Source organism: Arthrobacter sp. LFS091 (genome assembly GCF_047977885.1).
In the GTDB taxonomy this organism is placed as follows: Bacteria; Actinomycetota; Actinomycetes; order Actinomycetales; family Micrococcaceae; genus Arthrobacter.
In genome coordinates this window covers 74,427-87,822 of sequence record NZ_JBFPFP010000008.1, presented here as the reverse complement: position 1 = coordinate 87,822, position 13,396 = coordinate 74,427, and the positions used below count along the sequence as shown (strand labels likewise).

Here is a 13,396-nt window from a genome sequence, read left to right as displayed (position 1 = left end):
ATGAGCAACAACCAAGGCTGGCGCATCGTCGTCGGCAATGACGAAGCGGGCGTTGAGTACAAGAAGGCACTTCTGGCCCTCCTGGAGGCAGACCCCCGGGTGGCGTCCGTGGCAGACGTGGGAGTGGGCTTCAACGATTCCACGGCCTACCCGCACGTTGCCGTCGACGCCGCCCGCAAGGTGGCAGCCGGCGAGGCCGACCGGGCACTGCTGATTTGCGGCACGGGACTCGGCGTGGCCATCGCGGCCAACAAGGTTCCCGGCATCCGGGCAGTCACCGCCCACGACAGCTACTCCGTGGAGCGCTCGGTCCTCAGCAACAACGCACAGGTCCTGACGCTCGGCCAGCGGGTGATTGGCTTGGAACTGGCCAAAAAGCTTGTAGGAGAGTGGCTCGACCACCGCTTCGACGAAACCTCATCCTCCGCCGCGAAGGTGGATGCCATCTGCTCCTATGAGCCCGACTACACGAAGGCAGTCTGACCATGACCATTTCTGAAGCAAACGCAGGCCCGGCCAGTAACGCAGCCCGGAAGATCGCCGTCGTCGGTTCCGGCTACATGGGCGGCGGCATCGCCCAGGTCCTGGCCCTCGGCGGAGCGCGCGTGGCGCTGGCCGATGTTTCGGCCGAAGTGGCGCAGAAGAACTACGACCGGTTGTTGGAGGAGTCGGAGCAGTTCATCGCCGACGGACTTTTCCCAGCCGGGTCCACGGAGATCCTCAAGCAGAACCTGTGGGCTGCCAAGGACATTGAGGAAGCCGTAGCCGATGCCGACTTCATCGAAGAAGCCGTCCCTGAGGTCCTCGAGATCAAGCACCAAACCCTTGCGCGGATCAGTGCTGCGGCCCGACCGGACGCCCTGATCGGCTCGAACACGTCCACGATCTCCATTGCGGACCTGGCCGAAGCCGTGACCAATCCGGAGCGGTTCCTGGGTGTGCACTTCTCCAACCCGTCGCCGTTCATCCCGGGCGTCGAGGTCATCCCGCACGCAGGTACCTCTGCCGCGACGGTGTCCGCGTCCTGCGACCTCGTCCACGCAGCCGGCAAGCAGACCGCCGTGGTCAAGGACGTCACCGGGTTCGTGCTGAACCGGTTGCAGTACGCGCTGTTCCACGAAGCGGCTCAGCTGGTTGAGCAGGGGATCGCAACAGCGGACGACGTCGACACCCTGGTGCGTACGACGTTCGGCTTCCGCTTGCCCTTCTTTGGACCGTTCGCCATTGCGGACATGGCCGGTTTGGATGTCTACAACTTCTGCTACAAGTCGCTGCAAACGGGCTTCCCGGAGCGCTTCGCGACGCCGAAGATCCTCTCGGACCTGGTCGAGGCAGGCAAGTTGGGCACCAAGACCGGCGCCGGTTTCCTTAACGTACCCGCCGAGCGTGCGCCGGAACTCATCGCCTACCGCAACAAGGCCTACGTCGCCATGCAGAAGCTCATTGAAGAGCTCGGCCCGGCCCCCATCAACTAACACTTCACAGGAGAAGACCCATGACTTTCCCCGAATCACGCACCGCAATTGTCACCGGCGCAGTGTCCGAGCGCGGCATCGGCAGGGCCACCGTCAACTACCTGGCGGCCCAGGGCTGGAACATCGGCATCATCGACCTTGACGACGCTGCCTGCAAGCTCGCTGCCAAGGAAATCGCCGCAGAATTCGGCGTGCAGGCCCACGGCGTGGGCGCAAACGTGGCCAGCGAAGCCGAAGTCCGGGCGGCCATTGACGAACTCGAAGCTGAACTGCCCCAGATCGTCGCTCTGGCCAATGTTGCAGGCGTCAGCTCGCCCATCGGCTACCTTGAACTTGAACCGGCTGAGTGGGACCGGGTCCTCAACATCAACCTCAACGGTGTCCACTACGCAACCCGTCGCGTGGCTGAATCCATGGTCAAGAACCGGATCGGCCGGATCGTGAACATCTCTTCCGTTTCCGCGCAACGCGGCGGCGGCACCTTCTCCAAGACCCCGTACTCGGTAGCCAAAGCCGGCGTCATCGGCCTGACCCGGGCAACAGCCCGCGAACTGGGCGAGTACGACATCACCGTCAACGCCATCTCTCCCGGCCCCATCGACACCGACATCATGGGCGGCACGCTGAGCCAGGAGCGCAAGGATGAACTCACCAAGGACCTCGTAGTGAACCGCGTGGGCTCCACCCGGGACATCGCAGCCGCCATCGCCTTCCTCATCAGCGAGGACGCCGGATACATCTCCGGCCAGACGCTGAATGTGGACGGCGGACTGTACATGCACTAGGGCTGCCATGCGGACCTGGACCAGAGAACGCAAGATCTACCTTGCCGTGGGTATTCTCGCCTGCGCCGTGGGCATGGTGCTCATTTTCTTCCCGCGCTGATAGCGCCGCACCCATCTATTTGCTGTCACTCAAAGAGGAGTTTCAATGTCAGTAACCGCCAATTCCACCAAGGAGTTGCTGGATACGCCGGTCCTCAAATCGGCGATCTCCAAAGCATCCCGTCGGCTCATGCCGATGCTTGTCATCCTGTACGTGGTGGCTTTCCTGGACCGTACCAATGTTGGCTTCGCCGAAGCTGCGCTGGAAGTGGACAAGGGCATCACGGCAGGGGCATACGCCCTGGGTGCCGGTATCTTCTTCATCGGATACGCCCTGTTTGAAATCCCCAGCAACCTGCTGCTCACCAAGTTCGGTGCCAAAGTGTGGCTGGCACGTATCGCGATCACGTGGGGCATCGTGTCGGCCTGCTTCGCGTTCGTGCAGGGCGAGACGTCCTTCATCATCCTTCGATTCCTGCTGGGTGTTACCGAAGCAGGGTTGTTCCCCGGCGTCATCATGTTCCTCGCGGCCTGGTTCCCGAACAAGGTCCGTGTGAAGATGTTCGCCATCTTCTACCTGGCCCAGCCGTTCTCGCAGATGATGGGTGCGCCGCTGTCCGGTTGGCTGATCAACATCGGCGACCAGGTTCCCGGCGTCGCAGGCTGGCAGGTCATGTTCTTCGTTGAAGGCATGCTCGCCGTCCTGGCCGGTGTGGCAGCCTACTTCTTCCTCATCAACAGCCCGCAGGACGCCAAGTTCCTCTCGAAAGAGGAAAAGAAGGCCTTGTCAGACGTCATGGCATTGGAAGACACGGTCAAGGAAGAAACAGGTCCCAAGGGCGTGCTGGCTTCCATGCGCAACGGCAAGGTCTGGTACTTCACCGTCATCTACTTCTGCCTTCAGATCGCCGTCTACGGTGTCACCTTCTACCTCCCGCAGCAGGTGGCTCAGCTCACCGGCCAGAAGGTGGGCCTGGCTGTTGGCCTGATGGCTGCCATTCCGTGGTTCTTTGGCATCTTCGCCTGCTACTTCATTGGCAAAGCGGCCAACACTGTTGCCCGCCGACGCCGCTGGGGCACCGCGCTGTTTGTCTCCACTGGCCTGTGCATCTTCGGCTCCGCCTGGGCTGGTGCCAATCACTTGCCGGCCATCGGCATCATCTTCATCACTCTGGCGGTGTGCAGCTTCCTGGCGACTGGCCCCATCTGCTGGTCATACCCGACGGCGTTCCTCACCGGGACCGCGGCCGCTGCCGGTATCGGGCTGATCAACTCGCTCGGAAACCTGGGCGGATTCGTCGCACCAATCCTGCGGACTACCGTCAACGAGGTCACGGCTTCGGATACCGGCACCATGGGTGTCTACGCCTTGGGTGTCCTGCCGTTCCTGGCGGCACTGATGATGTTCGGTACCCGCGCCTTCACCAACAAAGCCGACGAACTGCTGGACAAGTAGAAAATGCGCCCAGCTGCCTCCTCACCTTCGCCTGACGTCCTTTACATAGGGGTCAGCACCAAGATGTACATGGGCTACGCGCATTCCCTGGCGTGGTTGGAGCAGTTGGTGGCTGAAGTGGACGCCCGCCCGGCCCTTGCGGCCGGGCGGGTGGTCCCGTTTGTGATCCCGTCGTTTCCTGTATTGCCCGCCGCGACCGCGATGACGGCAGGTACTCCTCTGCTGCTCGGCGCGCAGAATTGCGGATGGGCCGACGGGCCATGGACAGGGGAGGTTTCCCCTTCGATGCTTGCCGAGCTCGGTGTGGGCCTCGTAGAAATCGGCCACGCTGAACGGCGGCGGCACTTCGCCGAAGACGACAGTGTGGTGGCTCTCAAGGTCACTGCCGCCGTCGATGCTGGCCTCACTCCGCTGTTGTGCGTGGGGGAGCCTGACATGGTGGAACCGGAGACGGCCGCAGAAACAGTGTTTCGGCAGATCACGTCAGCGGTGTCCGCCGACTGGTCAGTGGCCGCCAAGCTGGTTATTGCGTATGAACCGGTCTGGGCCATTGGTGCCCCCGAGCCGGCGTCCGCCACCCATGTTTCCCGCGTGGTGGCTGCCCTGCGGGACTCGCTCGGTCAGCAGGGACTGGGCGGGCTACCCATCATTTATGGGGGATCAGCCAAGCCGGGGCTGCTGCCTCAACTTACCGGGGTTTCCGGGCTCTTCCTGGGCCGCTTTGCGCACGACGCCACGAACTTCGGCCTTGTGCTGGACGAAGCATTGCGTTTGAGTACGGCAGAGGTCCTTAACGGGCCTCTGTAGGGTCGTCAGCTGTGCTCACACTCCGCTGGCACAGGGCAACGAAACCGCCCAGATTCTCCAGTCCCTCCGGATGGGTGGGGAGATAGTTGGTCAGTTCAGGCGAACGCACGACGACGGCCCGCCACTTGCCGCGGGACACCGCCACATTGATCCGGTTGCGCAAGAGCAGGAACTCCATGCCCCGGGAAACCTCGGCGGCTGCCGAGGCGGCCATGGACACGATGACCACCGGTGCTTCCTGCCCTTGGAACTTGTCCACCGTTCCTACCCGTACGTGGAGAAGGCCCGCGGCCCGGAGCTCATGCTTGATGAGTTGGACCTGGGCGTTGTAAGCCGCGACTACCAGGATGTCGGATTCCTGCAGTGGCTTCGGCTCCGGGGCTTGCGAGGGGTCCAGCCATTCCAGTCCCAAATGGGCTTGGACTTGCCTGACCACTTCGGCGGCTTCTTCGGGCGAATTGCTCGAGTTCCCGGTGTGCGGGACATAGACGCAGGAGATCCCCGGACTCGCCCCTTCCAACTGGCGTTCCTTGGCGGCTGGCGCTGCCTCGAGCCGGTTGTCGTACGAGAGCTCTGAGACTGCGCTGCACAGTTCGGGATGCATGCGCCAGGACAGGGCCAGGAAATAGCCCAGTTCCCGCGGCAAGGTGTTGTAGCCATCGGACAGCCAGCCAAGCGCCGACTCGTCGACGGGTTCGGGATGTTTGCCCTGCGTGACCTGCGGCAGCTGCTGCGGATCGCCCAGGAGCAGGAGCCGTTTGGCTGCACGACTTACTGCCATGGTGTTAGCCAGGGAGAACTGGCCTGCTTCGTCGATGACCAGCAAATCCAAGGAACCGGCCGGGACCTCCTTGCCAACCATGGTCCAGGCCGTCCCGCCGATCAATGCTCCGCCCGGCTTGGCGAGCAAGTCCTCGACGTTGCCTTTCCCGCAGTGCATCCATGGCACGGGGTTATCGTGCTTGACTTCCTTGGCAACCTGCCGGGGGTCCAACCCTGCTTTCTCCACTGCGGCGCACAGCATGTTTTCCACCACGGCGTGCGACTGCGCCACGACGCCCACCTTCCAGCCTTTGGCTACGAGCCGTGCCAGGACGTGGGCACCCACGTGGGTCTTCCCACTCCCCGGAGGTCCCTGCACGGCAAGGTAGGAATCGTCCAGGTCGGTTACGGCCGCAGTGATGGCGTCAATGTATCCGTCAGGCCCGGATTCCACGCGAGGCAGAGCGTCCAGGCTCCGTAGCTTGGGCGGCCTTCTCCGCACCAGGTCCAAGGCCGGGTCCTGTGGCCAGTCCGGCAGGGCGTCCTTGAGCTGTGTTGCCAGCGCGGCGAGGGCTGCCCGCTGGCCTTTCGTAGCAATGGGCGGATCGGGGGTCAGGGCAATGGGCAGTTGGCTGAACGCACTGGAGTCCTTGCGAAGGCCTTCAGTGATGGTGACCGTTTCGAAGTCCTGGTCCTCGCCAACCTCGGTGACCAGGGTCCCGTTCCAGCCGGCACGGCCCAGCACGGCCGATTCCTTCCCCTGCAAGCCGCCCGGAAGGGGCGAGCCATACATTCTGAAGTACTTCTTGCCGGCCTCGAGTCCTGCTCCGTCCCCCGAGCGGCCATAGAGCTTCACCGTCCGCGCGGGGTTGCTCCGGGGTGTCGGCTTAGCCCAGTCCTGGAGTAGCTCAGCGTGATCCACCACAAAGAGATCACGCTCATCCGGCCACTGCGAGGTGGGCTTTTCCAGTCGGTCGAAGTGCCCCCACCAATGCTGCTTGTCCTCGCGGCGGTGGTAGCCCACCCCAGCTGCGACGATGCCAATGGCGCGCGCGTCCGCGGTGGATTTCCCATCCTCCGGTAGGCCGGCCAGGTAATCGAACAGGGATTTTTCTTCCGGGGCTGCTTCGTACTTCTCGGGTTCGGTATCAGTCGGAGCTGCTTCGTCGGATCCGCCGACCGGCTGGATGGAGCGTTCGGCAGCTCGCTCCAGCAACCAGTTGCGAAGCTCCAGGGTTGAGAGGCAGTCGTATTCGTTGTAGTCCCGGATGCCCTCAAGGATTGCCGCCGCAGCGTCTGCTTCGCCAGTGTCCCGCGCCGTGCAGAAGTCCGCGTAGGCAACCACGGAGGCGCCGGCGTCGGTGACGTCCCCGGATCGCAGGTGCTGGCCCATGTACAGCGGTTCCAGTTTCTTGATGCTGTACGAGTTCTCGGAGACCCGGATGCTGTGCCGGACGGTGTCGAAAAGGTCCACCAGGACGCCCTCGCGCAGGAGATCGTCGACGGCGGACTCGCCCACCACGTGCGTCAGGGAAAGGTTCCTGAGGGCCGTCTTTTCGTAGGCCGCGTAGTGGTAGATGTGCATCCCCGGATACTGTGCGCGACGTTTGGCCACGTAGTCCAGGAAAGCCACGAACGCGTGGCCTTCCTCGGCACGCGAGTGCGCCCAGAACGGCTTGAAGACCGGGGTGCCCCCAGGTTCCGCTGGATTCTCGATGACGCCGAAAAGGTACTCAAGCCCCCACTTCCCGGTGACAGGGTCCTGCCAGAGGGGGTCGCCTTCGAAGTCGAAGAAGATGTCACCCGGGTCCGGCACGGGGAGCCTGCCCAGAGTGTTGTCGGGAAGCACTGTGTAACTCACTGACTTGGCTTCGCCGGACTTGTCCGTGTAGTTGACCGTTCCATCAGGTGTGCCTGTGCCGGTCTGCAGCTGGGCTTGCTCCCGGAGCCTGAGGAACATCGGGTCGCCGTCAGCAGGAGAGGCTGCCAGTTGGTCGATGGTGGTGATCCCGGCCTCGATCAGTTTCTTCCGCCGGCTGATGCGCATCCCTGCAACCATCAGGAGGTCCCGGTGGAGCTGGACCTGCTCGGCACAGTAATCGCAGCGGCCGCATGCGGAGAAGCGGGCGTCACCCCATTCGATGGGCCCGGGCTCCGCAATGTGCGCTGCGGTCATGCCAAGGAATCGTTCGCGGCGCTCCCTGAACACCGGCAGGACCTGGGACAAAGGGTGGTCGCTGTGGACACGGTTGCCCAGGACCAGGATGAGCGTGGGGTCAGGCGTGATGCCGGCCTGCAGCATTTGATCCCCGTACGCGGCCAATTGCAGCAAAGCCGTGACTTTCGCATGCCGTGCCAGCTTGGTGTCAAAGACTGCGTACATGCCACCGGGACGCTTCACCAGAAAGTCAGAGCGGCCATGGAACTGACCGTCGAAGAAGGCAGCCTGGAACACGACATCCGCGCCGGATTTGAGGGCGTCGATGGATTCCGCATGCTTGGCCGAAAGGGTGGTGCGGTCCATCGCGTCGGCCGGGACGACGTCGTAAACGCCTTTTCCTGTCGCCGGGTCCCAGTGGCCGAACTCCGCCACGAAGTCATCCAGCACCTTGTGCTCGTGGACGTCGCCCAGCGTTGCGGTGCGCTCCAGCATGGCGTCGGGCGGAAAGTCCGGCTTGGGGGTCCGGCCCAGCTTTTCATCGAGCTTCCGGAGCAACTGGTACTCGCAGGTTGCAGCGATGACGAGGTCGCTGGCGGAAAAGACCAAGTCCTGCGGGGCGCCTGCGGTCTCGGAATCGAGAAAGAACACTGCGACCCACCTTCCTTCCATGCCATTGTTAAACCCTTGCAGCCAAGCTATCAGCGGGCCCCGACAATTTAGTGTGGAAGCAATTTAGACTTCACGCATGACTGAAACAGCCCACAGCGCTGACCCGGCTTTTGAAGCCGCGTTCCAGGCCGCGCAAAAGAGCCTCAGCGAAGGTGGGATCCCCATCGGAGCTGCCTTGGCCCGTGACGGCGAGGTTATTGCCACCGGACACAATGAACGCGTGCAGCACGGCGATCCGATTGCGCACGGCGAGATGTCCGCACTGCGCGCCGCGGGACGGCAGAAAAGCTACCGCGACACCACCCTTTACACCACCTTGGCGCCATGCGCGATGTGCACGGGAACCATCATCCAGTTCAAGATTCCACGGGTGGTAGTCGGCGAAGCGGAGACCTTTCCCGGCGAGTTCGACCTCCTCCGGTCACGCGGCGTTGAGGTGGTGGTTCTGGACGATCCCCGGTGCGTGGACATGATGCGGACGTTCCAGGAAAAGCACCCGGAACTGTGGGCCGAGGACATCGCTGAAGAGGCCGATCGAGCGTAGGCTTGGCTTCATCGGCGCTGAGCCGAAAGACTCATCCCCAAGGCCCCGCGTCGGTAGTCCAATCGATGAAGGAGGATCCATGAGTGTCGTACGTGAATTCATGTCAACGGATTGCCAGTGCATCGAAGAGGATAAAACTCTTCAGGATGCCGCCATGCTGATGAGGGACCTGGACTGCGGCTCACTTCCCATCTGCGGCCGGGACGGCAAGCTCACTGGTTTCATCACCGACCGCGACATTGTGGTCAAGTGCCTGGCTGAGGGTAAGGACGCCCGGGAAGTCCGTGCCGGGGACCTCGCCACAGGCAAGCCCCATTGGGTTGACGCGGATGCCAACGTCGACGACGCCATTGCCATGATGGAAGAACATCAGGTGCGGCGCCTGCCGGTCATCAGCGACCACAAACTCGTGGGCATCATCAGCCAGGGCGACATTGCCCGCCACCACTACGCGGAAGATCGCCTCGGTGAAATGGTGGAGCACATCTCCGCCAAGGAGCACATGGCCCACTAGGCCCCGCCTATCGCGGGCAGCCTGTCACCATCCCCAGCCGCCGCGAGGCACCCCTTCCGGGGGAACGCCTCGCGGCCCGTCTTTTGCTCCAACTACACCACTAACCGGGCCGCAGGGATAGGCCCGCAGGATGCCGGACCTGAAACTGTCGGCCGGGTGAGGCAAACTGTCATGGTGACTTCAAATCTCCAACACCAGTCAGCCGACTCCGCCATCCACACCCAGATCGCCGAGGAACTCGGCGTCAAAGCCTGGCAGGTCAAAGCCGCGGTGGAACTGCTCGACGCCGGATCCACCGTTCCCTTCATCGCCCGCTACCGCAAGGAAGCCACCGGGACGCTCGATGACACCCAGCTCCGCGACCTTGAGGAGCGCCTCAGGTACCTGCGGGAACTGGAAGAACGGCGCAAGTCCGTCCTCGAGGCGATTGCCGCCCAAGGCAAGCTGACCCCGGAACTGGAAGCCGCCGTCGTCGGTGCTGACACCAAGGCGCGGCTGGAAGACATCTACCTTCCCTTCAAATCCAAGCGCCGCACCAAAGCCCAGATCGCCCGCGAAGCCGGGTTGGAACCACTCGCTGACGCCCTGCTTGCCAACCCGCAGCTGGATCCCACCACCGAGGCCGCCAAATACCTGAATGCCGAGCACTCCATCGAGGACGCCACCACAGCGCTTGCGGGTGCGCGAGCCATCCTGGTGGAGCGCGTCGGGCAGGATGCGGACCTGGCTGAGGACCTCCGCGAACGGCTCTGGAAGCAGGGCCGGATGGTGTCCCGCGTGAAGAAAGGCATGGAGGCCGAGGGCCAGAAGTTCAAGGACTACTTCGAATTCACCCAGGTGCCGTCGGGGATGCCGTCGCACCGCGTGCTGGCACTCCTGCGTGGTGAGAAGGACGGCGTCCTTGAACTGGACCTCGCCGAAGCCGACCCCGCCGACGACGACGCCCTGGCCGCCGCCCGCGGTAAGTATGAGAACGCTGTGGCCAAGTGCCTGGGTGTTTCCAACCAGGGCCGGCCCGCCGATACCTGGCTGACACAGACCGCTCAGCTTGCCTGGCGCGGACGTATCCTGGACCGTCTCACAACGGACCTTCGTGGTCGAATGTTCGCCGACGCGGAAGATGAAGCCGTGCGCGTTTTCGCTGCCAACCTGCGCGACGTCCTCCTGGCCGCCCCCGCGGGAAACCGCGCGACGCTGGGCCTGGATCCTGGACTGCGGACCGGGGTCAAGGTCGCGGTGGTAGACGGAACCGGCAAGGTGGTCACTACAGACACCATCTACCCGCACGCACCCGCGAAGAAGTGGGACGAAGCACTGGCCACCCTCGGCCGGCTCGCCAAACAGTACAACGTAGAACTGGTGGCGATCGGCAACGGGACGGCCTCCCGGGAGACGGACAAGCTGGCAACCGAGCTCATCAAATCCCTTGAGGCAGCCGGGTCCAAGGGAATCCAGAAGCTGGTGGTCTCCGAGGCTGGAGCATCCGTGTACTCAGCATCCGCGCTCGCAGCTTCCGAGCTTCCGGGGATGGATGTGTCGCTCCGAGGTGCCGTGTCCATTGCCCGCCGCCTGCAGGATCCGCTGGCGGAACTGGTCAAGATTGAGCCGAAGTCCATCGGTGTGGGGCAATACCAGCACGACGTCACCGCCGCCAAGCTTGATCGCTCCCTGGATGCCGTGGTGGAGGACTGTGTGAACGCCGTGGGGGTGGACGTCAACACTGCCTCCCCGGCGCTGCTCAGCCGGGTGGCCGGCGTCGGGCCGCTGCTCAGCGAAAATATCGTGGCTTACCGGAACGAGAATGGTCCTTTCGCTAAGCGAAGCGACCTCAAGAAGGTGCCGCGCCTGGGCGCGAAAGCCTTCGAACAGTGCGCAGGATTCCTTCGGATTACCGGGGGAGCGGAGCCCCTGGATGCCTCCAGCGTCCACCCTGAGGCGTACTCGGTGGCCCGAAAGATCCTGGTCGCCGCCGGCGGAGGACCCGCCACGGCCTTGGACCCGCAGGCCTTCGTTGATGGCACTTTTGGCCTTCCCACGGTCAAGGACATCATGTCGGAGCTCGAGAAGCCGGGCCGTGATCCCCGGCCGGCGTTCAAAGCGGCGTCGTTCTCCGAAGGCATCGAGAAGATCTCCGACCTCAAGCCAGGCATGATCCTGGAGGGCACTGTTACCAACGTTGCCGCGTTTGGCGCGTTCGTGGACGTGGGAGTGCACCAGGACGGTTTGGTCCACGTCTCGGCCCTGTCCAACAAGTTCGTGTCGGATCCGCGCGAGATCGTGAAGTCCGGCCAGGTTGTCCGGGTCAAGGTCCTTGAGGCGGATCCCGAGCGCAAGCGCATCTCACTGACGTTGAGGCTCGACGACGAACCCGGCACCGGGGGCGGCCGCACCTCAGGTGGGCGTTCTTCGGGAGATGGCCAGCGTCCTGGGGGACAGCAGGGCCAACGCGGCGGCCAGCCCGGTCAGCGAGGTCAGGGCGATCGCCGGGGTAACCAGGGTCGCCCCCAGCAGGGTGGGCAGCGTCAGGGCAAGCCTCAGCAATCCCAACCCGCGCCCGCCAACACGGCAATGGCCGAGGCGCTGCGTCGGGCAGGACTGGGGAAGTAGGCCTCGCCCGCCCACAAATCCCGCCCTTGTTTGTGTGCCTTGCCGTTCTACGGTGAGGCTGACGAACAAGGGCTGGGTTCCGTCTGGACGGGGGACTCGTGGGCTACGCGCCTGCGGTCCTGGCGTTCACCGAGGGTGCTTCGTGTGGCTGCAGGGCTGCGGGAAGCCAGCGACCGATCCGCGCAAAGGCTTCCCGCCGGATGGGTTCGGGGGACAGGAAGATGTCGTGGAGCGCGTTCGGCAGTCGGCTGATGGTCACTGTATCCGCCAGGGACAGCGAGCGGTGGGCCACGGCGTCGACGTTGAGGGCCACGTCGGCGGTGAGGGCGTCAGTGGACCATTTCGGCTGCAGGTAGCTCTTGTCCGAGAGCATCACCAGCACCGGAACGTCGATGCCCAGACCGGCCGCGACAGTCGCCTGTCCACGGAACACCGCGTCCAGGAACGCGGGTGTGAGGGGGAATCCGCGGTCCGGACGCCACTCAAGGTTGTAATCCCATTCGCCGTCCAACGCCGCGGAAACAGCCCGGGTATAAATTCCGGGGTCTACCGGTGGCAGTGGGGTCAACGGATGAAGCCGGGCGTGGAGTCCCACCAAGGGCGCGATCGCGCGTCTGCCGAGTTCGGTAGCTTGGAACTCCAGCCAGGGACTGTTGAGGATCAGTGCCGAAGCCATGCCAGGGTGGCGGGCAGCCCAGAGACTGAGGGTGAGTCCTCCGGTGGAGTGGCCCAACAGAATGAGTGGCCGCTCCGAAGCGCCTGAACGGCCCATGGCCTCCAGCGCCGCATCAATGTCCGCGTCGTAGTCGCCCAGGCTGGTAACGAACCCTGGAACCAGTCCGGGCCGGAGGCTGCGGCCATAGTTGTGCAGATCCAAGGCGAAGAACTGCGCGCCGGCGCTGTGCCAGAACTCGGCCACGTGGCGTTGGAAGAAGTAGTCGGACCAGCCGTGGACGTACAGGACATCCGCATCGAGCCCGCCCACTTCAGGCGGCGCCCCGACGTACCTCACCAAAGTGGCGACAGCGCCGCCGTCGAGCTCCAAGGTCTCCTGCTCAAAACCGTCACCAAGTATGTCCGGAACCCAAGCCCCGGTCACGACGTCTTTTCCTTCTGCCACGGCCAGCGGCCGGTGATTTCGAGTTCCAGTGAGAAGCTCAGGAACGTCCGGATCAGCACGATGATGGCCAGGACCCCGACGCTTTCGAAGGTGGGGGTGACGGCGACGGTTCGGATGATGTCGGCCGCCACCAGCAGTTCCAAGCCGAGCAAAATGGACCGGCCCAACAACTGCCGGTAGGCCCGGTACGGGGAGAACGGTTCCAGGCCGCTGGCGCGCTTGGGCTGGTATCCACGGAGGGCCATGGGGATGGACACCAAGGCGCCGATCACCATCACCGCCACCCCGGCAAAGTCCATGTACCGGCCGACTGCTTCGATGATGTGTTGGAAATCCATGGCCCTCCCCGGTTAGGTGCGTGCCTCCACCGTCTCACAAACCAACGACGGCGGCAGTCAGGTTCCATAGCTACGGAACCTGACTGCCGCCGTCGAACCCTTGCTTGTCCGCCTGCCGA

Annotated in this window: 11 protein-coding genes; 8 read left to right on the top strand and 3 right to left on the bottom strand. The window is 63.7% G+C overall.

The window, feature by feature from the left end; translation table 11 throughout:
* From ACNQOP_RS15945 to ACNQOP_RS15925, 5 genes are all read left to right on the top strand, one after another.
* On the top strand, positions 1-483 hold the full coding sequence (locus tag ACNQOP_RS15945) for a ribose-5-phosphate isomerase (RefSeq protein WP_416405083.1): 483 nt from the start codon (positions 1-3) through the stop codon (positions 481-483).
* 2 nt (positions 484-485) lie between these two features.
* On the top strand, positions 486-1,475 hold the full coding sequence (locus ACNQOP_RS15940) for a 3-hydroxyacyl-CoA dehydrogenase family protein (protein ID WP_416405082.1): 990 nt from the start codon (positions 486-488) through the stop codon (positions 1,473-1,475).
* Positions 1,476-1,495: 20 nt separating this feature from the next.
* Positions 1,496-2,260, top strand: coding sequence for an SDR family NAD(P)-dependent oxidoreductase (locus ACNQOP_RS15935; protein WP_416405081.1), 765 nt, complete (start codon positions 1,496-1,498; stop codon positions 2,258-2,260).
* 145 nt (positions 2,261-2,405) lie between these two features.
* Positions 2,406-3,755 carry an MFS transporter gene (locus ACNQOP_RS15930; protein ID WP_284986004.1) on the top strand — a complete coding sequence of 450 codons (1,350 nt, stop codon included), beginning with the start codon at positions 2,406-2,408 and terminating at the stop codon, positions 3,753-3,755.
* Between the two features lie 3 nt (positions 3,756-3,758).
* Positions 3,759-4,562 (top strand): triose-phosphate isomerase family protein, encoded by an 804-nt coding sequence (locus tag ACNQOP_RS15925; RefSeq protein ID WP_416405080.1) that lies wholly within the window; start codon positions 3,759-3,761, stop codon positions 4,560-4,562.
* On the opposite strand, the gene ACNQOP_RS15920 is transcribed toward ACNQOP_RS15925, so the two are convergent.
* A complete protein-coding gene (locus ACNQOP_RS15920) occupies positions 4,546-8,133 on the bottom strand; it encodes a TM0106 family RecB-like putative nuclease (RefSeq protein ID WP_416405079.1) in 3,588 nt (1,195 codons plus the stop codon). The two genes, ACNQOP_RS15925 and ACNQOP_RS15920, sit on opposite strands and share 17 nt — an antisense overlap.
* 97 nt (positions 8,134-8,230) lie before the next feature.
* Here ACNQOP_RS15920 and ACNQOP_RS15915 point away from each other — a divergent pair, with 97 nt between their 5' ends.
* The 3 genes from ACNQOP_RS15915 (at position 8,231) to ACNQOP_RS15905 (ending at position 11,819) form a co-directional block, all read left to right on the top strand.
* Positions 8,231-8,698 carry a nucleoside deaminase gene (locus tag ACNQOP_RS15915; RefSeq protein WP_284986009.1) on the top strand — a complete coding sequence of 156 codons (468 nt, stop codon included), beginning with the start codon at positions 8,231-8,233 and terminating at the stop codon, positions 8,696-8,698.
* Between the two features lie 79 nt (positions 8,699-8,777).
* Positions 8,778-9,212: a CBS domain-containing protein gene (locus ACNQOP_RS15910; RefSeq protein WP_235519087.1), complete on the top strand. Its 435-nt coding sequence runs from the start codon at positions 8,778-8,780 to the stop codon at positions 9,210-9,212.
* Positions 9,213-9,383: 171 nt separating this feature from the next.
* Positions 9,384-11,819, top strand: a complete 2,436-nt coding sequence (locus tag ACNQOP_RS15905) for a Tex family protein (RefSeq protein ID WP_416405078.1) — start codon at positions 9,384-9,386, stop codon at positions 11,817-11,819.
* Positions 11,820-11,922: 103 nt separating this feature from the next.
* Here ACNQOP_RS15905 and ACNQOP_RS15900 read toward each other — a convergent pair whose 3' ends face one another.
* Both ACNQOP_RS15900 and ACNQOP_RS15895 read right to left on the bottom strand, forming a co-directional pair.
* Positions 11,923-12,918, bottom strand: coding sequence for an alpha/beta hydrolase (locus ACNQOP_RS15900; RefSeq protein WP_416405077.1), 996 nt, complete (start codon positions 12,916-12,918; stop codon positions 11,923-11,925).
* Positions 12,915-13,277, bottom strand: coding sequence for a DUF1622 domain-containing protein (locus ACNQOP_RS15895; RefSeq protein ID WP_235519090.1), 363 nt, complete (start codon positions 13,275-13,277; stop codon positions 12,915-12,917). Before ACNQOP_RS15895 ends, ACNQOP_RS15900 begins: the two co-directional genes overlap by 4 nt.
* Positions 13,278-13,396: the final 119 nt, after the last annotated feature.